Origin of the sequence: Streptomyces sp. NPDC001980, from assembly GCF_040296885.1 — a bacterium.
In the GTDB taxonomy this organism is placed as follows: domain Bacteria; phylum Actinomycetota; class Actinomycetes; order Streptomycetales; family Streptomycetaceae; genus Streptomyces.
The window spans coordinates 270,226-296,365 of the sequence record NZ_JBEOYD010000010.1 but is presented as its reverse complement, the minus strand read 5'-3'; the positions used below and the strand labels follow the sequence as shown (position 1 = coordinate 296,365).

The window sequence follows — 26,140 nt, the reverse complement described above, 5'->3', positions numbered from 1 at the left end:
CCCGGCCGGATCGGCCGGGGTCTTCTCGCGTTCTCAGTCCTCCTCGTGTGCGTGCTTGAGGCGGCTTCGGGCATCCATGCGGTCCGGTGCCGCTATCTCCGCCCAGAAGCGGTGGCCGCTGACGAACACCGCGAGCTCGTGTTCGCGGCGGCGCAGCTTCTCCACTTCGGCCTGTTGGTCCTCGGTCCAGCCCGGCGAGGCGGGACGCTCCACCTTGCGCCAGCCGCTGTCGTCGCTGAATCCGTCCAGCGGCACGACCGACCAGGGGAGCCGCTTCAGCAGGGCCGACAGCTCGGCCCGGACCTGATGCAGCTCCTCCTGACCGGCGAGAAGGTCACTCGGAAAGTCATAGGTCGCAGCCACGCGGCAATGGTACGCCTGTTCGAATTTGAGTGGCGAGCTCGTTCATGGGGTTCATGCGTTCGAGTGTGGCCGGGTGGCCGGGGACCAGCGCTGATCCCCGGCGCCTCTCGGGCGCGCGCCCGGCGGTCCTACTTCTGGGCGTTGCAGTCGTAGAGGGTGAAGCTGCCGCCGGCGCTGCGGCCGTAGGCGGTGGGCTGGACAGGGGTGCAGTGGGACTTCACCCACGTGGTGACCGCGGTGGTGGGGCGCTGGGTGGTGAGCAGCGCATAGCGCAGCTGGTGGGCGGCGACGAGGCTGCCGAGCTGCCGGGCGGTGGGGAAGGGGGTGTTGCCGGTGAAGCCGCCCATGACGAGGATGGGTTCGGACTTCGCGCGCAGCAGGGGCTCGGCGCCGTAGGCGGCCTGGGTGGCCAGCAGGTACTTCTCGCCTTTGCGGTGCTCGGTGAGGTAGTCGAGCAGGGCGGTGTCGCGGGCGCTGGGCTTGTCGAGACCTATCCGCTGCGGAGCGTGGTGCTGACGGACGCTGTCGTAGTACGCGTTGCCGACCGGACCGGCTATCGGCGCGGTGGCAGCGCCCGCGTAGAGCGGGTTGAGGCTGGAGGCGGCCCAGCCGGCCGGTGCGACCAGGGTGGCCGCGATTCCGGAGGCGAGGGCCGCGTGGACCATCCGCGAGGAGGTGCGCGGGCCACGGGTCCACAGGCCCACCACGCCGCACAGCGCGAGCATCACGGCGACCGGCAGCAGCCAGGAGACGAATCGGGTGGGCCAGTCGAGCACCAGCGCCCATGCCGCCGTCAGCACGATCGCCGCCGGCAGCGCCAGGTGCCGTCGGCCGCCCGATTCGCCCTCGGACCGGTGCTCCGATTCGTGCGCCGACCCGTGCTCGGATTCGTACGGTGACACGTGCGGCGACCAGCCCTCCGAACCGTACGCCGACAGGTACGGCGACCAGGGCTCCGGCTCGTGCTCCGATCCGTGTTCCGGTCCCTGCTCCGGCTCGTACTCCGATCCGTGTTCCGGTTCGTGTCCCGACCCGTCCGTCGACCCGTCCGTCGGCGCGTACGCCGACTCGTACTCCGACCGGAAGAGCGCGAGCCCGCCGCCGGCCAGTGCGGCGAGCGCCGGGGCGATGACGGCCATGTAGTAGGCGTGGTTGCCGTTGGAGGCGCTGAACACCACGGCGTGCACGGCCAGCCAGCCGCCCCACAGCAGAAATCCCGCGCGGACCATGTCGGTTCGCGGCTGACCGGCGCGCCAGACGATGCCGAGGACCGCGGCGAGCACGGCGAGCGGCAGGAACCAGGCGACCTGGGGGCCGACCGTCTGGTTGATCAGCATGTCCCAGCCGGTGTTGCCGGTGGTGCGGCTGGTGGCGGTGCCGGCGACGGCGCCGAACGCGGTGGAATCGCTGCTGAAGCGGCTCAGGCCGTTGTAGCCGAAGACCAGGGCGAACGGGTTGTTGTCGGACGTTCCGTCGAGGTACGGGCGGTCGGCGGCCGGTGTCGCCCAGGCGATCAGTACCCAGAAGCAGGAGACAGCCAAGGCGACCGCTCCGGCCAGCAGGACGCGCACGGCCCGCTTCAACGGCGTTCCGGGCGCGACGATTTGGTACACCACGGCGAAGACCGGCAGCACCAGCCACGCCTGCAGCATCTTCGCCTGAAAGGCGAGCCCGACCCAGATCCCGCAGGTGATCAGCGGCAGCAGCCGCTCGGTGCGCACCGCCTTCTGCAGCGCTCCGGCGGCCGCCACCAGGAGCAGAGTGAGCGCGGTGTCCGGGATGGTGGCCCGGTTGAGGACCACGGTGACCGGGGTGACGGTGAGCGCCAGCGCGGCGATCAGCGCGGCGAACGGCCCGGCCCAGGCCCGTACGATCCGGTGCAGCAGCCATACGGTGAGCACGCCCTCGACGACCTGCGGAAGAGCGGCCGCCCAGGTGTGCGGGCCGAAGAGCCAGACGGAGACGGCGTCGGGCCACAGGGCGCCGGGCAGCTTGTCGATGCTGACCGAACCGCTGACGTCGAGCCCGCCGAAGAAGAAGGACCGCCAGCTGCCGGCCATCGACCGTATCGCCGCACCGTAGAAGGGGTGGAGCGCGGCGTGGCCGATGCCCCAGGAGTACAGCAGCGTGGCGACGGCCAGCACCGCGGCGAGCGCCGGGCGTTCCCAGCGCGGGGCGTCTTCCGGCAGGCCGGATCGGCGGTTCGCCGCCCGGCGGCCTCGGTGCGCTCCGGTGGGCCGGGCGGCGGGGATGGCGGTCATGGCAGTGGTCCTTGGATCAGCAGGTCAGGTGGAGCCGCGGTGCACTGGCGGCGGGATCACAGGCGGCGGGCCGACCGGAAGCCGCGGGCGTAGAAGTCGGTGCCGTCCAGCAGCGAGCGGCCCGACAGGTCGCCCAGGGTGGGGCCGTTGGCGGCGGAGCGGCTGGAGTAGAAGCGGTGTCGGCCCTGGTCGTCGAGGCCCATGTACATGCCGCAGTGATCGATGAAGTCCGGCCGGTCCTTGATGATGGCGAAGAACACCAGATCGCCGGGTTGCAGGATGCCCAGGTCGGTGGCCTGCTTCGTGCCGGTGTGCGGGATCACCAGGCGGCCGGGACCATAGGCGGCGATGGCGAAGGCGCGGCGCGGCAGACCGGTGCCCTTGGTGTTGGTGTTGTGCAGGGGGATGCCCATGCGGTAGCCCCACACCAGACGTTGGAAGCCGGAGCAGTCGACGTCGCCGTAGCGGGCCTGCTCCGGCTGCACGCTGGAGCCGTCCGGGAAGGTCCAGGGAACGCCCAGATAGTCGTAGAAGTCGGACTGTTCGTCGTGGTAAGCGAAGTCCAACGGGTTGTTGACCTCGGAATTGCGCGGGCCGAAGTGTGCGGTACCCGCGTAGCGCACGCCCTTGGCGTTGTGCTTGTCGGGCGCCCCGGCGCTGCTGTACTGGAACGCCACCGCGAAGACGTCCGGGCTGGTGTCGCCGAGCGTCTTGCTGAACCAGCTTTCGAACCAGGCGGACTTCTCCATGCCCCGCTGCCACGTGTGCGGCAGCACCCGCACCCAGGCGTCCGTGGTCACCTTGGCCTCGGTGGTCCGCGGCTCGCTGAAGCTGCGGGTGCGCCCGGTGAGCACGGCCGTACGGGCTCCGTCGGTGAACGTGGCGAGCGTGCCGCCGTCGGCGGCACGGACCACGGTGCGGTCGGGGGCGGACAGCCGCTCGAAGGTCCGCTTCCCGGTGCTCGAACCGGTGCCCGTGCCGTCGGCGGCCGTGCCGTCACCGTCGTCGCTGCTGCCGTGCCCGAGCCGGTTCCAGGCGTACCCGCCCGTCACCCCGGCGGCCGCCACGCCCGCGATCGTCCCGAGCAGAGCGCGGCGGTTCGGGCGGCTGCCTCTGCCGGCGGAGTGGGAGTGCATGGCCGATCCTCCTGGAAGTACGGGGTGTGAGGGTGGTGGTCAGGTCACCCGGTGGGCAGGACGCCGATGAGCAGACCGGAGACCAGCACCACGTACGTGGCCAGCGTCACGGCCGTGGTCGAGATGATCGTGGCCGCCATCGGCTGACGGACCATCTGGTAGGAGACCAGACCGGGGACGATGAAGCCAAGGGTCTGTGATGTGTACAGCAGCGGGAACTCGTGGCTGAGGGCGAGCATCACGGTGGTCTGTATCAGCACCGCGCTCAGCACCACGGCGGCGAACAGCCGCTTGCCGTAGAGAATCACGGTGCGCTGCAGCAGCTTCGTCGTGAAGTACGTGAGCACCGCCACAACGACCATCAGCCCGGCCAACTGCACGTCGGTGACGAGCGTGAGGGCGATCCAGCCCGGGGTGATCATCCCTCCGGGGGAGAGGTTGGTGGTCAGGTAGCAGACGAGCGAGAAGACCAGCCCGAGGGCGATCCCGAGCGCGGCGGTCTGTGCGGTGAGGTGGGCGGGGATCACGGGTTCCTCGTGGACTGGGGCTGATCGTAGGAGTAGCGCGGGTCCTCTGTGGCGCTCTGGCTGTCGGGCCGGCCGTGGCGGGCGGCGAACTGGCGGGCGAGTTCCCGCTGATTCGGGATGTGGAAGCTGTGGGTCGTCTCCAGCGGCGCCACCCAGCTGTACGGCTCCGGCTCGGGCGGCCGGGCCATCGCGACCTGCGGCCGGACCAGCGCGATCTGCATCGTCTCCTGGTCCAGGCCGTCGCCCTGGGGAACGGCGGCGAACGGATCCTCGGAGTCGTCCAGCGGCAGCCCGGCGAGGCATTCCAGGAACAGCTCGCCCTGGCCGTGGATGTTGCCGATCGCCACCAGCGAGGAGGCCGGGCCGAGTTCCGCGAGGATCGCCTCGGTCACCTCCTCGGGGTCCCGGCGGTCGCCGCCGAGATCCACCACCCGCCCGGTGAAGCCGGCCGGAATCGCGTCGCGGGCGCTCTTGGTCGGGTGGCCGATCAGGAACACCGTCTCGGCGGCGAGGTCGGGGATGATCGCGCCCATCTGGCCGTTGCGCTCCACCCGGTCCGGGCGGCAGTTGATGACCACGTTGAGGGGCCGTCTGATCGCGCCCAGATCCTCCAGCTGCTGGACGTTCATCAGCGTCGACTCGGGGTCGTTGGCCGCGAAGACGTTGGCGAACCGCAGCTGCTTGCCCTCGGGGGTGACGTAGCGTTCCACCGACAGCACGCCCGGGTCGGGCGGCGCGTCCCACATGCCCTGCATCGCGGTCTGCCGCTCCACGCCGAGCAGTTCCGCGACGGCGAGCGCGATCGCCACGTTCTCCTTGAAGGTGAACCAGCTGAAGCCGCGCAACTCGGCGTCGGTCACCGACTCCGGATCGACCGCGATCAGACGGCAGTTCCGCTTGTCGGCCTCCTCCTGGAGGACGTGCAGCCGGTCCTTCTCCGCCGTCACGCACACCCCGCCCACCGGCATCGAGCGGGAGAGCGAGCGGGCGACGTCGTCCAGCGTCGGCCCCATCTCCTCCAGATGGTCCTCGCGGACATTGCAGAGCACGCCGATCGTGGAACGGATCAGCTTCTCCTGGTTGATCTCCTGCAGCGCGGGCATCACCGCCATGCACTCGATCACCAGCACGTCCGGCCGGTAGGTCGCCGCCCGCCGCACGATGCCTATCTGCTCGACGATGTTGGCCAGCCCGAACTTGCGGTACACCGGCTCCTCGGTGGCATCCGGATGGATGAACCGGGCCGCGGTGCCGGTGGTCTTGGCCACCGTGACCAGGTCGCCGCCGCGCAGCGCGCCCGCGCACAGCCGGGTGATCGAACTCTTGCCGCGGATGCCGTTGACCAGCACCCGCGTCGGTATCTGCTCCAGCGAGGCGAAGTGCCGCCGCTGCTCCACGATTCCGGCGACCCACAGCCCGGCGCAGCACAGCAGGACTATGACATAGAGGAAGAGCACGCCGATTCCGTCCTTCTACCGCTGGAGGGTGGTCTGACGCAGGGACGGGGAGGGCCCGGCGGCGTGGCCGGATCTGGCCGCCCGGTCGCGTTCCGCCAGGGCCTGGCGCATCAGTTCCAGGCTGCGGGTGACCGAGCCGATCTCGTCGTGGTTGACCGGGTGCAGCACGGTGCGGCGGTCTCCGCCGGCGAGCCGCTCGACGAGCACCGCGACCGAGCGCAGCGGCCGGACCACCAGGACATGCAGCCAGCCCAGGCAGGCAGCGCCCAGGGTGAGGCCGAGGATCCCCGCGAGCATGGTGCGCTGCTCGGCCTGCACCGCGGGAATCTGGAGCGCTGCCGCGGGTTCCGCGGTCACCACGTGCCAGCCGAGGCGGGCCGTCGGACCGCTCTGCGCCAGCGGTGCGGCACCGTCGACCGATGGACCGGAGGACGTGCGGAGGACCCGCGAGGTCGCGGTGCCCGCGGTCCCCGGGGCGCCCTGGGTGGCGCGGGCGAGACGGCTCAGACCGGAGTCGGGCAGCGACTGGAAGGCGCGGTAGCCCACGTTCGCAGCCAGCACCTTGTCGTCGCCGTCCGTCACCCAGACGCTGCCCAGTTTCGGTCTGGAGAGAATGGAGTTGAGTGCCTTCACGTCGATCTCGCCGAACAGGACCACGCCGGCCGCCGGGGTCTTGCCCTGGACGGCCCGGACCTGGGTGTAGGCGGCGATCGCCGGGATCCGGCCCGAGGTGTTGACGGTGGTGATCCCGCCGCCGCCGGGCACGTGGACGATGGTGCGCAGCGGTGACCCGCCCACGCGCAGCGAGATGCCGCCCGAGCTGTCCAGGAGATACAGCGAGCGGAACTGCTTGTGGTCGGCGAGGGTGCGGCGCAGCACCTCGGTCTGGGCGGCCCGGTTGCCGCCCGGCAGACTTGCGGCCGCGTCACTCAGGTCGGTGTAGAGCTGGTCGAGGGACTGCCGGACCCGGTTCGACGCGATCTCGGTGCGTGTCTGCTGGACGGCGAGGACCGAAGCCGGCACCGCGGTCGCGGTGTCCGCCCGGTTCAGCACGAAGATCATCGGCGCCGCCCAGCAGACCAGCACCAGCACGCCGACCCCGGCCAGCGCCCGGTAGCCCGGTCCGCGCCGGACCGGGAACTCCTGCGGGCCGCTCTCGCCGAGCAGTTGCCGGCGCAGCGACTCCAGTGCCCGCCCGATCCGGGCCAGTTCCCCGAAGCCGTTCACCGGCACCGGCCGGGACAGCTCCTCCCACGCGGCCGGCCCGTCCTCGGTCGCGCCCCGGGCCAGGCGGCCGGCGGACAGGTAGAGCCACAGCAGCGGCCGCTGCAGGAAGAAGTGCAGCGCCAGCCCGAGCAGCAGCGCGAGCACGACCAGCGCCCCCGCGGCCTGGAGCGCGAAGCCCGAGTAGTCGACCGCGGTGGCCGTGGCGGGCACCGTGCGGAAGGTGAGCACCACCAGACCGAGGTCGTCGGTGTCGCCCGGACCGGTCGTCGAAGCGACCTGGGCCCAGCCGGCCACCGTGCGCCGGTTGCCCGTGGCGGCGCCGAGCAGGCTTCCCGAGGCGTCGGTGTCATGCCCCGACCCCTTCGCCGCCTGGGCCGCCGCCGAAGGCAGACCGCTGTCGGCGGCGGCCGGCGACGCCGTGCCGTGGGACGTGGTGGCGAGCGCGGTGCCGCTCGCGTCCAGCACCTCGGCGGTGCGTCCGTCGCCGTACGCCGTGGGGGCGGGGAGCGCCTCGGAGACCACCAGCAGCCACTGCCGGTCGGGCCCGCTGGGGACCTGGTTCTGGTCCTGGTTGGCGTCCTCCTGCTGCGCGGGCAGCGTGACCTTGGCGAAGTACAGCAGTTGCCGCGTGCCGTCCGACGTCACCAGCCGGGGCGGGATCGCCCCGTGCCCGGATGCCGTCCTGGCGACGTCCACCCCGGCCAGCTGCACCGTCTTGCCGCCGACCGCCAGCAGTTTGCCGGTCTTCGGGTCGAGCAGCGCACTGCCGAGGATCCCCTTCCTGGCAGAAGTCAGTGCTTTGAGCGTGGTCGCGGGGGTCGATGTGCTCGTCGCGGGATACGCCTTGGCCGTACGGCGTACCGTGCTCGCCTCGGCGTCGATCGTGGTGCGCATCGACAGGGCCGTGTCGGCGGCGATCTGCTGCTCCCCGTCCGACACCGCCTGCGGGACGCCCGCGGAATGGATGCCGTCGAGGCCGATCATGGTCAGGGCGGCGACCACCAGCAGGAGTACGACCAGTGAGGCGATCGGCGGGCGCACCCCGCCAAGTATCGGCATATCGGCGCGGCGGCGGGTGCGGTGCCGGCGCGGCGCCCGAGGGGCGGAGGGCAGGGCAGGAGATCCTTTGTCAATTGGCGCCGAGCGCCCGAATGTTCTACAGGGCGAACACTCTAGCGTCACGCGATTACATAACCATCACACTTTCACGCCTGTTTCGTACGTGTGAACCGGGCCGCCGGATACGACGGCCGACACGTGCGGGCCCACGGCGAGCCGAAGGGCGGACCCACGAGCAGGACCCGCCCTTCGGATGTCCGGTCAGCTGTCCGGCCGGCAGTTCGGCCGGATGTCCGGTCAGGGGACGAAAGAGATCTCCGGGTACTTGCTGTTGGACCCGTCGAGCAGGGTGCTGTGCTTCTTGCGCAGCTCCTGGTCGAAGAAGGCCGCCAGATAGACGCGCTGGACCGCGATCGCGCGGTCCGGGTCGATCGTGCCGTACTGCTGCTGGAGCTGTGCCTGGGAGAGCCCGAGCAGGCGCGCCTCCTGGGACACCATCCACTCGTTGTCGCTGAAGGACAGGTGCGCCGCGCCCTTGAGCTTGATGTCGACCTTGTATCCCTTCAGGTGCGACCACAGCGTGCGCCACGACGAGTCGTTGTTGCGGTTGTGGCTGCCGGAGCTGAAGAGCATGAAGGGGCGGTTCAGGTCCTTGCTCGGAGCTGTCCCGAAGAACTGGCCGTCCAGGTTGGCACCGGCGGCGATACGGCTGTCGAGCTGCATGGCGGTGTCGACCGCCGCGCCGCCCAGCGACCAGCCGAACATCCCGATCTTCGACATGTCGACCGACTTCGTCAGCCCGACGGGGAGGGTGGCCTTGCCGGCGTCCGGGTTGCCGCCCTTGCTGAGCGTGGAGAGCTGGTTGATGACGAACTTGATGTCGGCCGCGCGCACCTTGAGCGTGTCGGAGGAGTGGGCGCCCGCAGGCATCGTGTTGACCTCGAGCCGGCTCTTCGGGAACTGCACCTCGTTGGCGTCGTGGGTGTGGTCGACGGTGACGACGAGGTAGCCGCGGCTGGCGAGATCCTGGACGAGCGCGGTGCCCATCGCACGGTCCGAGTGCAGCCCGGTCGAGTACAGCAGGACGGGCAGCTTGCCGAGCGCGGTGTTCACCGGGGCGAGAACATGGCCCGCCGTGGTCGGCAGGGTCACCAGCTGCGGCGACAGCCCGCGCGTGGCGAGGAAGTGGGCGCCGGAGATCGACGGCATCCACGGCGCCTGGTAGTGCCCGGACGTCGAGGTGGCCGGATACCAGAGTGACACCATCAGCTCGCGGGACTTGCTGCCGGACACGTATGGGTCCGTACGGGACTTGTCGACGAGGTGCAGGCCGACCATGCCCACGCTGTACTTCCCGCTCGGTGCGGGCATCTTGAGCTGCAGAGCGGACGCGGCCTTGCGGCCGGCCGAGAGAGTCTGAGGGTGCAGGGCGGCCTTCTGGTGGCCCAGCGGCTTCTCGTCGTTCTCGGGCGCCCAGGGCGTGCTCGTGGCGGACGAGGACGCGGTGGGCGCAGGCGTGGCGGACGACGTCCCGGTGGCCATCGCCGAGGTCAGCCCCACACCCAGTGCAACGGCCAGCGCACCCGCAGAGCCGACCGCTACGGCGATCAATCTGCGACGGTGGCGCAGGCGGCGGTGATTCATGAAACCCCCTCGTGGGTCAGCGATCACAGAACGGGCGATCGACTGCCGCACACCGTACCGCGACAGCCGCCCACGGACCCACGCGCCCCGGATGACCCCGTGGTGACCTCACGTACCGGATACCGAGCCCTGTCACGGGCCGCTGATCCGGCGCTCCATGGCGTCGGCCGCGCCCCTGTGGTGCGGCCGAGCACACGCGTCAAGTCAAGCCGCTCGGCGGCAGGTTGACTCGGTTGCCGGCGTCGGTGACCACACGGGGAACTGCGGTCTGACGACCTGTCGGCTCGTGGGTCCGCACTGCGCGGCGCGCACGCAGGTCAGCGCCGCACGCCGCGGGTGCCCGGGAGGCGGCGAGGCCGGGGGAGAGGGGTCGCGATCCGTCGGGGCTCCCGCCCGGCCCCGGCCCGCGATGAGAGCCTGGGGGCGAGGGCACGATCACGTTCCCGCCGGGCGGGAGAACGGAGCAAGGACAGGATGAGCGGGCAGCGGCAGCCGGCGTTCGTGAAGGTGTGCGGGCTCACCCGGGAGGAGCAGATCGACTGGGCCGTCGAGCTGGGGTACGACGCCGTCGGGATCGTCGTGACGCCGAAGAGCAAGCGGTACTGCCCGCCCGAACGGGCCGTGGCGCTCGCGGGATACGCCCGTGGACGGATCCCTGTCTTCGCCGTGGCCCTGACCCACGCCGAGACGGCCGCCGTCGCCGAGCACTTCGACGTCATCCAGATCTACGAGCCGGCCGACATCCCGAACCTCGCCCTCGCCTCCGGCACCCCGCCCGAGAAGCCGGAGGCGCTCCGGTACTTCTTCTACGACGCCAGCGCGGGCAGCGGCGTGTTCGCGGACATCCCCGACTGGGTCGGTGAGGTGCCGGGGAAGGTGGTGATCGCCGGGGGCCTCGACGAGCACAACGTGGCCGGTGTCATCGAGGAGTTCGGGCCCTACGGCGTGGACGTCTCCAGCAGCGTCGAGACCGCGCCGGGGGTCAAGAGCCGCGAGAAGATGGCTGCCTTCGTCGCCGCAGCCCGCACCCCCGGGCGGCACGCCGGTTAGCGTCCGGCCTCGCGCAACTCCCTGACGATGCGGGCCGTCACCGGCACGGGTACGCAGTGCCGGTCCGCCGCGCGCAGCAACGCGCCCCCGATCGCGTCGAGTTCGAGGGGGCGTCCGGCCTCCGCGTCACGCTGCATCGAGGACTTGGCGGCGGGCGGGAAGGCGTCGTACCGGGCCAGGGCCTGGGCCGGGTCGACGGGGGCGCCGCAGGCGCGGCTGACGGCTGCCGTCTCCGCCACGAGAGACGCCAGTTCCTCGCGGTGCCGGGTGCGGGCCTCGCCGAGGGGGAGGGCGTAGCGGGTGGTGAGGAGGGCGAACGGGGCGAGGAACGCCATCTTCGCCCACAGGGCGGTGGTCTCGTCGTCCAGGACGCGGGTGGCCGGGCCGGCGGCGGTCAGGGCTTCGGCGAGGGCCTCCAGGCGGGGGCGGGGGACCTTGGCGCCGGTCAGGTCGATCTCCGCGAACGGGCTGGTGTGCTCGATCACGCCGGGGGCCGTGCGGGTCGACTCGACGCGGATCACGGACGGGGCCACGCGGTCGGGGGCGTAGCGGGCGCGCAGCAGCGCGGGGTGTTCCACGCCGTTCAGGAACGGGACGAGGAGGGCGTCGCCGAGGGCCGCGGGCGGGATCCGGGTGAGGGCCGCGTCCAGGGCGGTGGCCTTGACGGTGACCAGGCAGGCGTCGACGGGTTCGCGGAGGGCCGTGTCGGCGTCGACGGGGGCCGTGAAGTCGCCGAACTGCGCGCTGCGGACCTGGATTCCGGTGGTACGGAGCGTGTGTGCCGTCTCCTCGCCCGCGAGGCAGAGGACGCGGTGGCCGGAGCGGGAGAGCAGGGCCGCGAGCAGGCCGCCGACACCGCCGGGGCCGAGGACGGCGACGGTAAGGCGGGGGATGGGTGCGTTCGGGGTGTTCGGCATGGAGTTGTCCTCTCGTCGGTCGGCCCCGGGAGCGGTGGCCGCCTCTGGAAGATCCTCGCAGGAAGGAGGGGGTCTGCGGGAGACTGGGGACATGTGCCGGAGTATCAAGACCCTGCGTCCGCCTCAGCTGGCCGAGGAGGCCACTGAGGAGGAGATCCGAGCTGCCGCGTTGCAGTACGTGCGGAAGGTGTCCGGGTTCCGGGCGCCGGCCGCGCACAACCGGGAGGTGTTCGAGCGGGCGGTGGACGCGGTTGCGGAGGCCACTGCCGCGTTGTTGGGGGGACTGGAGGTGCGGGGGCAGGCGGCTGCGCCGGGGGCCGTGGGCGGGGGCTGAGCGTGCTGCCCGCGGCTGTAATGGCTGTTACGTCGGCCGGCGTCTTCGCATCAGGTACCCGGCCCCGGCCCCCGCGCCGAACAGTGCCGCCACCGACACCGCCGTCGCCATCCAGGTCGCGCCCAGCCACTGGGCGCCCAGCCAGCCGAGGGCGACGCTGTAGATCGCCCAGGTCAGGCCTGCCAGGGCGGACCAGGGGAGGAAGTCGCGGACGCTGCGGTGGGTCGCGCCGGCGCCGAGGGAGACGATCGAGCGGCCGGCCGGGGCGAAACGGGCCAGGACGACCAGCGCGCCGCCGCCCCGGGACAGGGCCTCGCCGAGACGTTCCTGCGCGCTGCTCAGCCGTCGGGAGCGGGCGATGGCGCGGTCCAGGCGGGCTCCGCCGCGCCGGGCCAGCCGGAAGGCGAACAGGTCGCCGAGGACCGACGCGGTGGCCGCGCAGAGGGTCAGCGCCAGGATGTCCGGCAGGGCGTGGGGCGGGACCCGTCCGGCTGACGCGCCGGTGCCCGCCGCCGCTGCCGTGGCCGCGGTGATGACGAGTACTCCGCTCGGCAGGACCGGGAGGAACACGTCAAGCAGCACAGAGAGGGCGACCATGGCGTATATCCATGGCCCGGCCTCCAGCGACCCCATGCTTTCCCACACGACGGTTCCCCCGCGATTGTCCTGTTGCGCCCCCCGACGACAGCCATACAGCGTACGCGGGGGGTGTGACAGGAGTGTCACGGGGGGCTCGTATGTTCGGCAAACGGTTATCGGGGAATGGTCATGCGTGTGCCACGCGGCGTCATACGGCGACCGGCGTGTGCCGTTCGGCCGCCGCCGGCTGGTCCCGCTGCGCCTCCGTCCGTGATTCCCCCTCGGCCGCCGCCGTCCGCAGTACCGCCCGTGCTATCGCGTCCGCGTCCGACAGGGTCACCGAGTCCACGCCCGGCCGGGCTCCCGCCGCGGTCACCCAGTGCACCCCCTCGGTGGGCACCCCGAAGGCGAACCGGCGTGCGTGCGGACGGCCGTGGCGGTCGACGAGGCGGTACGGGCGGGGTGTGACGTCGACGCCGCCGGTCTCGTGGCCGTCCACCACGTGCGGGCGGCAGGCGCCCTCGCGGAGCAGGCCGGCCAGCAGTTCGTCGGCGGTGCGGCGCAGGTCCGGCTCCGGGAGGCGGGCCTCGACGACGGTGGTCACGCGGACCTCCGAGCCGGGGACCTCGGGAGAGCGGGCCACCCAGGCGCCGTCCGCGCCGTCCGTGTGGTTCACCTCCACCCCCGGGCCGAGCACCTCCACCACGCCCGCCGCCAGCAGCGCGGCCAGTTCCTCGATGCGGCGGCGGGGCGGGCCGATGGACAGGAACGCGTTGAGCGGGGTGTACCAGCCGTCCAGGTGGGCCCGCCGGGAGGCGCCGGCCAGGCCGCCGTGGTCGACGATCAGCCGTATCTCGTTGCGCAGGTCGCGCAGCACGTCCAGGGCGGCCTTGAGCGGGCCGCGCACGTTGCCGAGGGCGGCCTGTGCCGCGTCCTCGCGCAGGTACGCCAGGAGCCAGGCCCGCCACTGCGCGGGATCGGCGAACTTCCGGTCCCCGTACGGGTGCTGGAGGCGCTCCCAGGACCAGTGGTCCGTCTCCGGCACGCCGTGGGCGTCGAGTACGGCGGTCTCCGCGCGCCGGCCGTCGGCCGCGAGGAAGCGCGCGGTGAACTCCGGGTCGCCGGTCAGGGCGGAGTAGTAGACCGTCTCCACCTCCTTCGCGACCAGCGGCCAGATCTCCGCGAGGAAGTCGGGTGCCGCGCCGGATGCCGCGCGTTCGCGGAAGCCCGCGATCGCCTCGGGGGTGAGCAGGAGCGGGGTGTGGCGGCCGTACGGGCCCTTCGCGTTGTCGCCGCGTGCCTGGTACGGGACGCCGCGCCGGGAGCCCGCGTACAGGCGGGGCTCGCGGCCGGAGGGGGTGTAGCGCAGGGAGCCGTCGGGGGTGCGGGTGAAACGGCCGCCCCGGCCGGTGGTCAGCAGGGCCAGGTGGTCGAAGAAGTTGAGGCCGAGGCCGCGCAGCAGCACCGGTTCGCCGGGCGCGAGCGGGGTGAGGTCGACGTCGGCCGGGTTGGCGGGCGGGATGTGCCGGAGGCCGTGCCGGGCGGCGTGGGCGGAGAGCCGGCGTTCCGCGGCGTACGGCGTCGCCGGGAGGTGGCCCTGGGCCAGCACCACCGCCGCCAGGCCGCGCAGGGTGCGGCCGTCGTCGAGGGTGAGCGTCTGGTGACGGCCGTCGGGGTCGTCGTCGAGCCGTACGGCACGGGTGCGGTGGGTCTCGACGCGGACGGCCGCCGGTGCCCTGGAGACGGTCCGCGCGAACACCCACTCCAGGTAGCGGCCGTAGTGGGCGCGGGTCGGGTAGTCGTCGGGACCCAGCTCGTTGCCGGCGGTACCGGCCGTACCGGCCGTCCACGCGTGCAGGCTGGGGCCGGGCCGGACGGGGCCCGCGCAGTCCACGCTGTCGTCGGTGAACAGGGTGACCTGGCTCGCCACGGTGTTCATCAGCAGCTCCGCCGACTGCGTGGTACGCCAGACCCGGCCCGGGCCCGGTGGCGCCGGGTCGATCACGTGGACCGTGAGACGCCGTCCCGGGGGCAGCAGTTCGGGGGCGGAGGCGCAGAGGCGTTCCAGGACGCTGGTGCCGCGCGGGCCGGCGCCGACCAGGGCGACGGAGACCGGCACGGGCTCCTGGACGCACTTCTGGACGGACTCCTGGGCGGACTTTTGGACGGACTCCTGGGGGGAGGAGGACAACGACATGACTCCCGGGCGAGTGGGGGCGCAGGGCAGGGACACCGCCCGCACGGGAACAGGAAGCGGACGGTCCGCCTCATCATGCCGTCGCGGTTAACAGTTGCCAACGCGCGCCCCACGCAACACAGTTGTCACTCAGCTGTCCTCATCGGGTGGTGAGGACGGACTCCGTCACGGTCTCCAGGGTCCCGTCCCGCCGGGCCCGCTCCAGCCGCAGCCGGGCCGAACGGCCGTGCAGCATCAGTGTCATGAGCTGGTTGCCGAACCACGGCCCGCCGCTCTTCCGCCAGGTCACCGGCGGCCGCGCGCACCGCCCGTGCCGGACCAGCCGCCGCCCGAGGAACCGGGCCAGGGCGCTCCAGCCGAACCGGAAGCCGGCCCGGATCGTCGGCGGCACGGAGTTGTGGACGGGGGAGCAGGTGAGTTGCAGCACACGGGAGTCCGGCGCGGTCCCGGCGGGCCATGCGGGCTCGGCGACGTAGGCGTGATGGACGTCTCCGGAGAGCACGCAGACGGAGGCGGGTGCCCCGGGCCCGGAGCCGGTCCGGGCGAACAGGCCGGCCAGTTCGGCGAAGGACGCCGGGAAGGCCGCCCAGTGCTCCAGGTCGGCCGCGCGGCGCAGCCGTTCCCCGAACCGGGCCCAGCGGGCACCCCGTTCGCCCCGGCACAGGGCCGCGTCCCAGGTTTCCAGGTCGTGTATCAGGTGCGGCAGCAGCCAGGGCAGCGAGGTGCCGACGAGGAGGTGGTCGTACGACTCCCGGCCGTCCAGGGCCTGTTCGCGCAGCCACTCGGCCTCGCCGGGGTCGAGCATGGCGCGGCTCTGCTCGTCCAGGACCCGGGCCGCCCGGGTGTCCACCATCAGCAGTCGCACCCGCCCGAAGTCACGCCGGTAACTCCACCGTACGGAGGCCGGATCGGCGTCGGCCTTGGCGGCGAAGGCGCGCAACTCGTCCGTGCCGTCCGGTGTGTCGCGGACGGCGGCGTACAGCGGGTCGGCGGCCAGCTCGGCCGGGGAGAGGTTGCCCAGGTGCTGGTGGACCCAGTACGACATCAGCCCGCTCAGCAGCCGCTCCTGCCACCAGGGCGTGGCGCGCACGTCGGCCAGCCAGGCCGCGGAGGTGTTCCAGTCGTCGATCACGTCGTGGTCGTCGAAGATCATGCAACTGGGCACGGTGGAGAGCAGCCAGCGCACCTCCGGGTCGAGCCAGGACTCGTAGTAGAGGCGGGTGTACTCCTCGTAGTCCGCGACCTCGGCGCCGGGCGGGTCCGCGAGGCCGCGGCGGGCGGCCAGCCACTGCCGGGTCGCCGCCGAGGTCTCGTCGGCGTACACCTGGTCGCCCAACAGCAGGAGCACGTCGGGCCGTTCGCCACCGGCGGCGATGCGCACGGCGAGACTGTCGAGGGCGTCCGGGCCGACCGGGTCGTGGCCGTCGGCGGGCGGCGCGGCCCAGCGGCAGGAGCCGAAGACGACGTGGAGGGCGTCGCCGGCGGCCCGGGTGCGGATCACCGAGGGCGGGAAACGGGAGTCGGGCGGCGGCCACACGCGCGTGCCGTCCAGGAGGACGTCGTACGACGGTGCGGTCCCCGGGGTCAGCCCGGTGACCGGGACGAGGGCGTAGTGGTGGCCGGCCACCTGGAAGGTGCGCGCGGTGCCGCCGGTGCCGTCCGAGCAGCGCACCTCGGCGGTACACGGACGGCTCGCCTCGACCCAGACGGTCGCCGACGAGCCGTCCGTGTACCTCAGCAGCGGTCCCAGGCGCAGTCCGGCCACGATCGCCCCGCCCTCTTCCTCGGTCGGTTCGCCTTTGTCGCCCCGTACGGTACGGAACGACGGAGGTCGGCGGGGAGGTTCCGACGCGGGAAAGAGAGACCCGCGGAGAGCGGGAAACGGGGCGGCGCGTGGCCGGAACGCGGGGGAAGCGGGACGCCGCGGCGGCCGGACGGTTCAGCAGGCGGAGAGGTAGCTGGTGAGCGCGCTCTTCTCGGCGGAGTCCACGGAGAGGTCGTAGTAGTACTTCACCTGGACCCAGGCACGGACGTAGGTGCAGCGGTAGGAAGTGAGGGACGGCATCCACGTGGCCGGGTCCTGGTCGCCCTTGGACTGGTTCACGTTGTCCGTGACGGCGAGGAGCTGCGGACGGGTGACGTCGTTGGCGAAGGACTCGCGCTGGGCGGTGGTCCAGTTGCGGGCACCGGAGTCCCAGGCCTCGGCCAGCGGCACCAGGTGGTCGATGTCGACGTCGGAGGCGGCGGTCCAGGTGGCGCCGTCGTAGGGGGAGTACCAGGAACCGCTGGTGGCGGTGCAGGCGGAGTTGGTGACGACGTTCGAACCGTCGCGCTTGAGGATCCACTCACGGGTGTTGCAGGTGCCGCTGATCGTGTCCCAGGTCGGGAACAGGTCGCGCGCGTAGCCGGTCCGGACCTCGGTCGCCACGGTGAGGGAGGCGAGGTAGGTGCGGGCGGTGGACGCGCTGACCGGGGTGGGGAGGGCGGCGGAAGCGGTCGGGGAGTTGAACAGCGCGGCGGAGGCTATGAGTCCGGTGAAGGCCGCGAGTATGCTGAGTCGTCGACGCGCGTAGAACTTCGGCATGCGAACTCCCTGGTGGGGGTGGGGTGTTGGAGCGCGAGCGAGGGAATGCTCGCGCCGCCGTGTTGCCGCTGGGTGAGCGTTGGGTAAGAAACTAATGACGTGTTCATGACACGACAAGATGTGCGACGTGACTCACAGGTGGGGCTTCCGGCCTTGGGATCGATGGCGGAGTCACGTACTCTTGACGGCGTTGAAGGGGAGTAGCTCTTCGCCGGACCGTCGACATACTGCTCAGCCCGTCTGAGCCGGCGCCCGGAGGCGGATCTCGGCCATCTTGGTCACGAGGCCGCCAGCGAGACCTTCGGCAAGCAGTGCACGCCCGTGCCGTACGGCACGGGTGACCGTGTGCGCTGCCGTGCCGAGGTGATCGTCTGCGAAGTGCGGTGCTCTCGGTGGGGTGGCCCCGACCGATTGAGGACCCTTGATCAGCATCACCGTGACGGCGATCGTCTTCGGCGTCATCTTCCTCGCCGAACTGCCCGACAAGACCGCCCTCGCCGGTCTCGTCCTGGGCACGCGCTACCGGGCGTCGTACGTCTTCGCCGGTGTCGCCGCGGCCTTCCTCCTGCACGTCGTGCTCGCCGTCGCGGCCGGCAGCGTCCTGACCCTGCTCCCGCAGCAGATCGTGCACGCGCTGACCGGCGTGCTCTTCCTCGGCGGCGCGGCCGTGCTCCTGATGAAGAAGGACGAGGAGGACGAGGAGATCCGCAAGCCGGCCGACCAGTCCTTCTGGAAGGTCGCCGGTACCGGGTTCACGCTCATCCTGGTCGCCGAGTTCGGAGACCTCACGCAGATCATGACGGCGAACCTCGCGGCGCGCTACGACGACCCGCTCTCCGTCGGCCTCGGCGCCGTGCTCGGCCTGTGGGCGGTCGCCGGACTCGGCATCGTCGGCGGCAAGGCGCTCATGAAGAAGGTGCCGCTGCGGCTGATCACGCAGATCGCGGCGGTGCTGATGCTGGCGCTGGGCGTGTGGAGCCTGTGGGAGGCGATCGCGGCCTGAGCGGGTGCGCTCCGGGCTGCTCCGCACCACTCCGGGCCGCCCCGGTTCGCTCGCGTGAGCTGAAGAGTGGGTGAACGGTCGGCGAAGGCGGTGGCGGGATCGGCGTTCTGTTTTGTACCGTGGAGAAACAAAGTGGCTCCCGCCCGTTTTCCCTGACCGGCGGGCGGGGCCGCCTTGTTCCTCCCGGCCTGCTTTCGGCCTGTGTATAGGAGCTGCCCGATGACGGCCACCGTCCTCACCGCCCGCGCCCTCCTGCTCGACATGGACGGCACCCTCGTCAACTCCGACGCCGTCGTCGAGCGCATCTGGCGGCGCTGGTCCGAGCGGCACGGGCTGGACGGCGACGAGGTCATGAAGGTCGTGCACGGGCGCCAGGGCCATGCGTCCATGGCCGTGCTGCTGCCGGACCGGCCGATGAAGCAGAACCTCGCGGACAACGCGCGCATGCTGGCGGAGGAGACGGCCGACGTGGAGGGCGTGGTGGAGGTCCCGGGCGCCGCGGCCTTCCTCGCCTCCCTCCAGGGGCTGCCGCACGCACTGGTGACCTCGGCGGACGTCGCGCTGTCCACGGTGCGGATGGCTGCCGCCGGGCTGCCGCTGCCGGCGGTGCGGGTGACCGCGGAGTCGGTGGGCGCCAGCAAGCCGGACCCCGAGGGCTTTCTGAAGGGGGCGGCGGAGCTGGGGGTCGCTCCGGCGGACTGTGTGGTGTTCGAGGACTCGGGCGCGGGGATCGCGGCTGGGCGGGCGGCCGGGATGCGGGTCGTCGGCGTCGGGGCGCGGGCCGGGGTGCACGGGCCGGACGTGGTGGTGCGGGATCTGACGGGGGTGCGGGTGGAGGCGGTGGGGGACGGATCGATCCGGGTGACCGTGAGCGGCTGAATGAGCCGGCACGGCCGCCCGCGGCTGTGGAGGACGCGGCTGGACAGCGCCCCGTAAGGGGCGCTGGGGGTACCCCCGGCCGAAGGCTGGGGGAGGAACTGCGCGACCAGCCCCCACTCACCCGCAGCCACCCACCGCCGCAGCCCACCCCACAACCGTCCCGACCGGCACCACTCACCGGCCCGCCCGGCAACGCCCCCGTCGGCCCACCCCCTACGGCTCCGTCGTCTCCGACTCAAGCGCCGCCCGCGTAGCCGTTCCGTACACCCCCGACTCGTCGGTGAGGATCCCCCGCGCCAGCTGGTACGTCCGTACCGCGTCCTCGGTCCTGCGGTCGTAGTGGCCGTCGGCCTTCCCGGTGTAGAGGTTCAGCTGGGCCAGCCTCTGCTGCAGCTCCGTCACCTCCGCCCCGGTGTCGCCGGGGCGGAGGACCGCGGCCGAGGTGGGCTGTGCGGAGGCCGCCGCGCCCGCTGTCGACGCCGACTCGGTCGGCGTCGCCTCGCGGGAGGGCGTCGGGGACGGGGTCGCACTGGACGGTGAGGGGGAGGACGGGGAGCGCGACGCGCTCGGGCTCGCGGAGCCGGACGGTGTGGCCGAGGGCGAGGATCCCCGCGAGGTGACCGGTGCCGCGGCCGAGGACGACGCCGTGCTCGGGGTCACGTCCGGGACGCTCGCCCGTACGTCCGGTGGTGCCGCCCCGTCCCGTGCCGGCGTCGCGCGGGCGAACAACCCGCTCGCGAACCCCGCCACCGCGAGGATCCCGATCACCGCCCCGGCGACCGTCAGGAGCAGGGCCCACCGGGGACGCCGGCGAGGCTCTTCCGGAGCCGCTTCGGGGGCGTCGGCGGGCACCGCCCGCAGCGGCACGGTCGCCTCGGCCGTGACCGGCGCGGCCGACGGCGCCGCCACCACCGGCAGCGGCGCGGTCTCCCCGCCGTCGGCCGCGCCGGTCGCGGCCCCCGTGTCCGCATCGAGGGCGACGTACGGCCGTATCCGCAGCGGGTCGAAGTCCTCCGCCGCCGCCTGTTCGGCCGTACGCGCGTCGCGCAACGCGTCGGCGGTCCGCTGGTTGCAGTCGCAGGAGGGGGAGCCGTCCGGCCCCTTCGGTGCCCCGCACTCCGGGCACTGGTGGCCCCCGCTCCCGGTCATGTCCGCCACGGTGGTCCTCCCTCCCCTCACGAACTCCACAGATTATGCAGAGCACCCACACGTACGGTCGCCCGAACCTCTGGTCTCAGGGGCACCGAAAAGGACTCGACAGGCCATACCGGGTGACACCGTCCACGATGGAAGATGGCCGAAAGCCCCGGGAGGTTTCCATGGCCCTGGAAACGACGCACACCCAGGCGAAGGACGCGGAGCGTGTGCCCGGCAATGTGCTGGTCCCGATCGGCGCGCTGCTGCTCGGGCTGCTGCTGGCCGCGCTGGACCAGACGATCGTGTCGACGGCCCTGCCGACCATCGTCAGCGACCTCGGAGGGCTGGAGCATCTCTCGTGGGTGGTCACCGCCTACCTGCTGGCCTCCACCGCCGCCACCCCGCTGTGGGGCAAGCTCGGCGACCAGTACGGGCGCAAGCGGCTCTTCCAGCTCGCGATCGTGATCTTCCTCGTCGGGTCGGCGCTGTGCGGGATGGCCCAGAACATGGGTGAGCTGATCGGCTTCCGTGCCTTGCAGGGGCTGGGCGGCGGCGGGCTGATGGTGCTGTCGATGGCGATCGTCGGGGACATCGTGCCGCCGCGTGAACGGGGGCGGTACCAAGGGTTGTTCGGTGCCGTGTTCGGTACGACCAGCGTGCTCGGGCCGCTGCTCGGCGGGGTGCTCACCGAGCATCTGAGCTGGCGCTGGGTGTTCTACGTCAACCTGCCCGTCGGCGTCGTCGCGCTCGTGGTGATCGCCGCCGCGCTGCACATCCCGCGCCTGACCGCCCACCACGTCATCGACTACCTCGGCACCTTCCTGATCGCCGCCGTCGCCACCTGCCTGGTGCTGGTGGCCTCGCTGGGCGGGACGACGTGGGCGTGGGGGTCGGCGCAGATCATCGGGCTCGTGGTCGTGGGGGTGGTGCTCGCCGTCGCCTTCGTCGTCGTCGAGCGGCGGGCGGCCGAACCCGTGCTCCCGCTGAAGCTCTTCGGTATCCGCACCTTCACCCTCGCGGCCGTGATCAGCTTCATCGTCGGGTTCGCGATGTTCGGCGCGATGACCTATCTGCCGACCTTCCTCCAGGTCGTGCAGGGCATATCGCCGACCCTGTCGGGCGTACACATGCTGCCCATGGTGATCGGTCTGCTGCTGTCGTCCACGCTCTCCGGGCAGATCGTCAGCCGTACCGGGCGCTGGAAGGTGTTCCCGGTCACCGGCACCGGCGTGACCACCATCGGGCTGCTGCTCCTGCACCGGCTCGACGAGCACAGCTCGACCGCCCAGATGAGCGCCTACTTCTTCGTCTTCGGCCTGGGCCTCGGGCTGGTCATGCAGGTGCTGGTGCTGATCGTGCAGAACTCCGTCTCGTACGAGGACCTCGGCGTCGCCACCTCCGGCGCGACCTTCTTCCGCTCCATCGGGGCCTCCTTCGGCGTCGCCATCTTCGGTTCCGTCTTCGCGGGCCGGCTCGCCGACAAGCTCGCCGACGCCTTCCGGGGCGTCCGCCTCCCGCCCGGCGCCACCCCGGACGCCCTCAAGGCCGACCCGCGCGGCATCGCCGCCCTGCCGCCCGCGCTGCGCCCGGCGGCCCTGCACGCGTACGCGTCCTCGATCACCGACGTCTTCCTGTACGCCGCCCCGGTCGCCCTCCTCGGCTTCGTCCTCGCCTGGTTCCTCAAGGAGGACCGGCTGCGCGGCTCGGTCACCGCGCCGGACGCGTCCGAGACCATCCCGCCCAACCCGGTCCAGCGGTCGTCGTACGACGAGTGCTCCCGGGCGCTCTCCCTGCTCGGCACCCGGGAGGGGCGCCGGGAGGTCTACCGGAAGATCAACACCCGCGCCGGGTACGCCGACCTGCTGCCCGCCTCCGGGTGGCTGCTGCTGCGGATCCGGAAGTACGGCTCGGTGGAGCCGGGGCGGCTCGCCGAGCGCGGCCCCGTCCCGATGAACGTCGTCCTGGAGGGCGCCCGCCAGCTGGAGGAGCGGCACCTCGCCGACCGCCTGGGCCTCGACCTGACCCTCACCGAGCAGGGCCGCGAGGTCGCCGACCGGCTCGCCGGGGCCCGGGAGGAGTCCCTGGCCGGCCTCCTCGGCGACTGGTGGAGCCCGGACCGGCCCACCGACCTGGACCGCCTGGTGCGGGAGTTGACCGACGAACTGTGCGGCACCGAACGCGAACAGCCGCAGAACCCCGCGGCAGGGCAGGTCAACTGACGAGTTCCTTGCGGAACCAGTGCTCGGCGTAGATGTCGTCGTTGTGCGGCGCGGTCTCCGTGTAGCCGAGCCGCGCGTACAGGGCGCGGGCCTCCACCAGGTCGGTGCGGGTGTCCAGGATGATCCGCGCGGCCCCGAGGGCACGGGCCGCGTCCTCGGCCGCCGCGACGAGGAGCGCGGCGCCGCCCCTGCCGCGCAGCCCCTCGTGCACGAAGACCCGGGTGAGTTCGGCGGTGGCCGGGTCAAGGAGCCGTACGCCCGCGCTGCCGGCCGGCTCACCGTCGTACCGCGCGATCAGCAACCGGCCGGTGGGCGGGGCCAGTTCGGAGCCCGGCCGGGCTCCGAACTCCCGTTCCAGCTCGGCCGGGTCGGTGCGGCGGCCTTCGTGGAGCAGGTACCAGCGGTCGCTGACCTCGGTGTAGTACGCCCGCCACAGGGCGAGGGCGGCGGCGGAGTCCGGGCCTTCCGGGGTGATCGTCCAAGAGGTCATGGGCCGTAGTCTCCGGCGGACCGGGGTGGCCCGCGCAACCGGATATCGGCGGCCGCGGGGCCGGATGTCGGCGGCCGCGGGGCCGGCCGCGTCCGGCCGGGCTGTGTTTGCGGGGCGGTGTGCGGGTCACCCGGCGGGGGAGACGGCCCGTCGGGCCGAGACACCGGAAGGCAACCATGTCCACAGGCTTGATCATCGCAATCGTGATCGTGGCCGCCGTGGTCGTCGTCGCGGCCGTGCTGGCCGTGCGCTCCAGGGGCAGCGGCCCGCTGGGTCTGAAGCGGCGCTTCGGGCCCGAGTACGAGCGGACGGTGGCCCAGCACGGCGGCGACACCAAGGCGGCCGAGCAGGAACTCACCGAGCGGGTGCAGCGCCACGGCGCACTGCACGAGCGGGAGCTGGAACCGGCGGAGCGCGAACGCTACGCGGCCCGCTGGACCACCGCACAGGAACACTTCGTCGACTCGCCCCGGGAGTCCGTGGCCGAGGTCGACCGGCTGCTCGCCGAACTGGCCGCCGACCGCGGCTTCCCGGCCGGTGCCGAGTACGAGGACCAGGTGGCCGCGCTCTCCGTGCACCACGCCGACCACGTCGACGGCTACCGCCGCGTCCACCGCGTCGCGCAGGCGCCCGTGGGCGGGTCGCCGCAGAGCCGGGCCGGGACCGAGGAGATGCGGGCGGCCGTGATCGAGGCCCGCTCCCTCTTCGACGACCTGGTCACCCCGTCGTCCGGTGAGCACGGCCGGCACCGCGCCGGTGTCGGTGCCGACACCGGCGGACATCTGCCCTGGTCCGCCAACCAGAGCCGCCCGAAGGAGAGTTGACAGACATGACCGACGCCAGGACCGGATCCGGCCGCCGACCCGTCGGCGGCGACGTGGATCCCGGCGGTACCACGATGCCGGGACGTGAGGAGAGGGCGACCGACTGGAGCGACGTCTCCGCGAGCGGCGTCAGCTCCGGACAGGAGGAAGCGCAACGCATGGACGACCGGGACGCGGCCGGGCAGGCGGGGCCGGCGGTTGGTGGCGGCCCCGGCCACGGCACGGACGCGGGCCGCGGCGAACAGCTGATGCCCACCGAGGAGTGCGGACAGCTGGAGCGCCGTCTCCAGCATGCGGTCACCGGTTTCGTCGACGAGCCGCGGACGGCCGTCGAGGAGGCCGACCGGGCCGTCGAGGAGATCAGCGCCCGCTTCACCGACGCCGTCGACCGGCGCCGCCGCACCCTGCGCGGCAGCTGGCAGTCCGCCGACGCGGACCACCCCGGCAGCGCCGACACCGAGCAGCTCCGGCTGGCCCTGCGCGACTACCGCGAACTGGCGGACCGACTGCTGCACCTGTGAGTCGGCCGAGTCGTCCCAGTCCCCGGAGTCACCCGTGCGGGTCCGGCTCCGCGTCCCGTTCCGCCCCGGCCGCCGCCCGGCGCTCCCGCCACTCGCGTACGACCTCCTCGACGTCGTACGGCTTCTTGCCCAGCGGGGGTCCGGGCGGCGGCTTGAACATCATGTCGCGGATCTTGACGTTGACGTCCGTGATGATCTTGCGGACGATCCGCTCCGAAGGTGCCGCGTAGGCGGCCGCCAGCGCGTCCTCGGCCTCCTTGCGCAGGGCGAGCGTCGGCGGCAGCATCGCCAGGCCCTCCCGGGCCATCTTCCTTTTGATCCACCACATTTCGTCGTACGACGAGTCCAGGCCTGCGGGCAACGGCTCGCCCAAGCCCGGTAGTTGATCGAACTCGCCGCGCCGCTGCGCGTCCTCGATCTGCTTGTCGACCCAGGACTCGAACGGTACCCCGGGTGGCTTTCGCTCGGTCATGACTCCATTGTGCCGGACGCGGCCCGGCCGGGCGTTTTATCATGCGCCGGAGATCCACGAAGGATTCAGAAACCGCGCAGGGGGAACGCACGTGCTCGAACTCACCATGGCCTCCGTGTCCGGAGAAGCGGGCGAGACGGCCGGAATGCTCATGGCCGACGCGCCCAGCGACCCGGGTGCCGTGCTGCGGGTGGGCCGCGACGCCGCCGCCTGCCGGCTCGCGACGCCCGACGACTGGCTGTTCGTCTCCCGGGTGCACCTGGAGTTCCTGTGCGGGCCCGAGGGCGGCTGGCAGGTCACCTGGCTGCGCGGCTCCCAGGCCGAACCGTCCTCCGAGGTGCTGCTGACCGTCGGGGAGTACGCCCAGGCCATCGCGTACGGCGGCACGGTCGCGCTGCCCCGGGGCGGCTCCGGCGAGATCGTCATCCGGGACCGCACCGCCCCGCGCAGCGTCAACGTAGGCTTCTACCAAGAGGGTTGAGCAAGGCCGGGTTGAGCAAGGCCGGGTTGGGCAACGCCTCCCGGGTGACCCGGCCGGGTCAGTCGAGGACCCGCGCCAGCGCGAAGCCGTCGTAGCCCTTGCTGCCGACCGTCTGGATCGCCGTGCCGGTCAGCCTCGGGTGCGCCGCGATCAGCTCGATCGCGGCGCGGGTGCCGACCACGTCCGGCTCGGCGCTCTCGGCGTCGACGACCCGGCCGCCGCGCACCACGTTGTCGACGATGATCAGACTGCCGGTGCGGGTGAGCCGGAGCGCCCACTCCACGTAGTACGGGTTGTTCGCCTTGTCGGCGTCGATGAAGACCAGGTCGAAGGGGGCCGGGTTCTCGTCGGCGAGCTTGGGCAGCGACTCCAGGGCGGGCCCGACCCGCACCTCGACCAGCTTCTCCAGGCCCGCGCGGGCGATGTTGCGGACCGCGACCTCGGCGTGGTGGGCGCTGTACTCCAGCGAGATCAGCCTGCCGTCGGCGGGCAGGGCGCGGGCCAGCCAGATGGTGCTGTAGCCGCCGAGGGTGCCGATCTCCAGGATGTGCCGGGCGTCCTGGATCTGGGCGAGGAGCTGGAGCATTTTGCCCTGGTTGGCGGTGACGTTGGCGTGCGGGAGCTCGTTCGCCTCGCTCTCCCGCAGGGCCGCCTGGAGCGACTCGTCGTCCGGTGACAGGTGGCTGGTGAAGTAGAAGTCGACGTCGTCCCAGAGCTGAGAGCCGCTCATGCGTACGCTGCCTTTCGCATATTCGGGTAGCTGCCCGCTGACAGCTACC

The 26,140-nt window shown here is 72.2% G+C and carries 24 protein-coding genes; 8 read left to right on the top strand and 16 right to left on the bottom strand.

What is annotated here, in order from left to right; translation table 11 throughout:
• Positions 1–33: 33 nt before the first annotated feature.
• The 7 genes from ABT137_RS18465 to ABT137_RS18435 form a co-directional block, all read right to left on the bottom strand.
• Positions 34–363, bottom strand: a complete 330-nt coding sequence (locus ABT137_RS18465; protein ID WP_351709876.1) for a DUF8825 domain-containing protein — start codon at positions 361–363, stop codon at positions 34–36.
• 128 nt (positions 364–491) lie between these two features.
• Positions 492–2,624, bottom strand: a complete 2,133-nt coding sequence (locus ABT137_RS18460; RefSeq protein WP_351709873.1) for a mannosyltransferase YkcB-related protein — start codon at positions 2,622–2,624, stop codon at positions 492–494.
• 56 nt (positions 2,625–2,680) lie between these two features.
• Positions 2,681–3,760: an NlpC/P60 family protein gene (locus ABT137_RS18455; protein ID WP_351709870.1), complete on the bottom strand. Its 1,080-nt coding sequence runs from the start codon at positions 3,758–3,760 to the stop codon at positions 2,681–2,683.
• A gap of 44 nt (positions 3,761–3,804) precedes the next feature.
• On the bottom strand, positions 3,805–4,287 hold the full coding sequence (locus ABT137_RS18450; RefSeq protein WP_351692173.1) for a poly-gamma-glutamate biosynthesis protein PgsC/CapC: 483 nt from the start codon (positions 4,285–4,287) through the stop codon (positions 3,805–3,807).
• Entirely contained in the window at positions 4,284–5,744 is a 1,461-nt protein-coding gene (pgsB, locus tag ABT137_RS18445; protein ID WP_351709867.1) for a poly-gamma-glutamate synthase PgsB, read from the bottom strand. The genes ABT137_RS18450 and pgsB overlap by 4 nt, the downstream gene beginning before the upstream one ends.
• Before the next feature lie 15 nt (positions 5,745–5,759).
• Positions 5,760–8,012 carry a HAMP domain-containing protein gene (locus ABT137_RS18440; RefSeq protein ID WP_351709864.1) on the bottom strand — a complete coding sequence of 751 codons (2,253 nt, stop codon included), beginning with the start codon at positions 8,010–8,012 and terminating at the stop codon, positions 5,760–5,762.
• A gap of 315 nt (positions 8,013–8,327) precedes the next feature.
• Positions 8,328–9,674 carry an alpha/beta hydrolase family protein gene (locus tag ABT137_RS18435; RefSeq protein WP_351709861.1) on the bottom strand — a complete coding sequence of 449 codons (1,347 nt, stop codon included), beginning with the start codon at positions 9,672–9,674 and terminating at the stop codon, positions 8,328–8,330.
• Positions 9,675–10,148: 474 nt separating this feature from the next.
• On the opposite strand from ABT137_RS18435, the gene ABT137_RS18430 reads away from it, so the two are divergent.
• Positions 10,149–10,724, top strand: a complete 576-nt coding sequence (locus ABT137_RS18430) for a phosphoribosylanthranilate isomerase (protein ID WP_351709858.1) — start codon at positions 10,149–10,151, stop codon at positions 10,722–10,724.
• On the opposite strand, the gene ABT137_RS18425 is transcribed toward ABT137_RS18430, so the two are convergent.
• Entirely contained in the window at positions 10,721–11,641 is a 921-nt protein-coding gene (locus ABT137_RS18425) for a ketopantoate reductase family protein (protein ID WP_351709855.1), read from the bottom strand. The two genes, ABT137_RS18430 and ABT137_RS18425, sit on opposite strands and share 4 nt — an antisense overlap.
• A 91-nt stretch (positions 11,642–11,732) precedes the next feature.
• Between ABT137_RS18425 and ABT137_RS18420 the strand changes: the two genes are divergently transcribed.
• Complete coding sequence (locus ABT137_RS18420; protein WP_351709852.1) at positions 11,733–11,975, top strand: DUF2277 domain-containing protein; 243 nt, start codon at positions 11,733–11,735, stop codon at positions 11,973–11,975.
• A 27-nt stretch (positions 11,976–12,002) separates the two neighbouring features.
• On the opposite strand, the gene ABT137_RS18415 is transcribed toward ABT137_RS18420, so the two are convergent.
• The 4 genes from ABT137_RS18415 to ABT137_RS18400 form a co-directional block, all read right to left on the bottom strand.
• Entirely contained in the window at positions 12,003–12,572 is a 570-nt protein-coding gene (locus tag ABT137_RS18415; RefSeq protein WP_502984533.1) for a DedA family protein, read from the bottom strand.
• Positions 12,573–12,762: 190 nt separating this feature from the next.
• The gene (locus ABT137_RS18410; protein ID WP_351709846.1) at positions 12,763–14,751 is read right to left on the bottom strand and encodes an FAD/NAD(P)-binding protein; all 1,989 of its coding nucleotides are present in this window, start codon (positions 14,749–14,751) and stop codon (positions 12,763–12,765) included.
• 139 nt (positions 14,752–14,890) lie between these two features.
• On the bottom strand, positions 14,891–16,516 hold the full coding sequence (locus ABT137_RS18405) for an alkaline phosphatase D family protein (RefSeq protein WP_351709843.1): 1,626 nt from the start codon (positions 16,514–16,516) through the stop codon (positions 14,891–14,893).
• 174 nt (positions 16,517–16,690) lie between these two features.
• Positions 16,691–17,335 carry an HNH endonuclease family protein gene (locus ABT137_RS18400; RefSeq protein WP_351709840.1) on the bottom strand — a complete coding sequence of 215 codons (645 nt, stop codon included), beginning with the start codon at positions 17,333–17,335 and terminating at the stop codon, positions 16,691–16,693.
• A 421-nt stretch (positions 17,336–17,756) separates the two neighbouring features.
• On the opposite strand from ABT137_RS18400, the gene ABT137_RS18395 reads away from it, so the two are divergent.
• Together ABT137_RS18395 and ABT137_RS18390 are read left to right on the top strand one after the other, a co-directional pair.
• Positions 17,757–18,338, top strand: a complete 582-nt coding sequence (locus ABT137_RS18395) for a TMEM165/GDT1 family protein (RefSeq protein ID WP_351709837.1) — start codon at positions 17,757–17,759, stop codon at positions 18,336–18,338.
• 219 nt (positions 18,339–18,557) lie between these two features.
• Entirely contained in the window at positions 18,558–19,217 is a 660-nt protein-coding gene (locus tag ABT137_RS18390; protein ID WP_351709834.1) for an HAD-IA family hydrolase, read from the top strand.
• Positions 19,218–19,430: 213 nt separating this feature from the next.
• Here ABT137_RS18390 and ABT137_RS18385 read toward each other — a convergent pair whose 3' ends face one another.
• On the bottom strand, positions 19,431–20,366 hold the full coding sequence (locus tag ABT137_RS18385) for a peptidoglycan-binding domain-containing protein (protein ID WP_351709831.1): 936 nt from the start codon (positions 20,364–20,366) through the stop codon (positions 19,431–19,433).
• A gap of 170 nt (positions 20,367–20,536) precedes the next feature.
• Here ABT137_RS18385 and ABT137_RS18380 point away from each other — a divergent pair, with 170 nt between their 5' ends.
• The gene (locus tag ABT137_RS18380; protein ID WP_351709828.1) at positions 20,537–22,573 is read left to right on the top strand and encodes an MDR family MFS transporter; all 2,037 of its coding nucleotides are present in this window, start codon (positions 20,537–20,539) and stop codon (positions 22,571–22,573) included.
• On the opposite strand, the gene ABT137_RS18375 is transcribed toward ABT137_RS18380, so the two are convergent.
• On the bottom strand, positions 22,566–23,063 hold the full coding sequence (locus ABT137_RS18375) for a GNAT family N-acetyltransferase (protein WP_351709825.1): 498 nt from the start codon (positions 23,061–23,063) through the stop codon (positions 22,566–22,568). The genes ABT137_RS18380 and ABT137_RS18375 overlap by 8 nt on opposite strands.
• Positions 23,064–23,239: 176 nt before the next feature.
• On the opposite strand from ABT137_RS18375, the gene ABT137_RS18370 reads away from it, so the two are divergent.
• Complete coding sequence (locus ABT137_RS18370; RefSeq protein WP_351709822.1) at positions 23,240–23,887, top strand: hypothetical protein; 648 nt, start codon at positions 23,240–23,242, stop codon at positions 23,885–23,887.
• A 5-nt stretch (positions 23,888–23,892) separates the two neighbouring features.
• A complete protein-coding gene (locus ABT137_RS18365; RefSeq protein WP_351709819.1) occupies positions 23,893–24,408 on the top strand; it encodes a hypothetical protein in 516 nt (171 codons plus the stop codon).
• A 28-nt stretch (positions 24,409–24,436) separates the two neighbouring features.
• On the opposite strand, the gene ABT137_RS18360 is transcribed toward ABT137_RS18365, so the two are convergent.
• Positions 24,437–24,880, bottom strand: coding sequence for a DnaJ family domain-containing protein (locus ABT137_RS18360; RefSeq protein ID WP_351709816.1), 444 nt, complete (start codon positions 24,878–24,880; stop codon positions 24,437–24,439).
• A 91-nt stretch (positions 24,881–24,971) separates the two neighbouring features.
• On the opposite strand from ABT137_RS18360, the gene ABT137_RS18355 reads away from it, so the two are divergent.
• Positions 24,972–25,361 (top strand): hypothetical protein, encoded by a 390-nt coding sequence (locus tag ABT137_RS18355; RefSeq protein ID WP_351494300.1) that lies wholly within the window; start codon positions 24,972–24,974, stop codon positions 25,359–25,361.
• Positions 25,362–25,419: 58 nt separating this feature from the next.
• On the opposite strand, the gene ABT137_RS18350 is transcribed toward ABT137_RS18355, so the two are convergent.
• Positions 25,420–26,091: an O-methyltransferase gene (locus tag ABT137_RS18350; RefSeq protein ID WP_351709813.1), complete on the bottom strand. Its 672-nt coding sequence runs from the start codon at positions 26,089–26,091 to the stop codon at positions 25,420–25,422.
• Between the last annotated feature and the right edge of the window lie 49 nt (positions 26,092–26,140).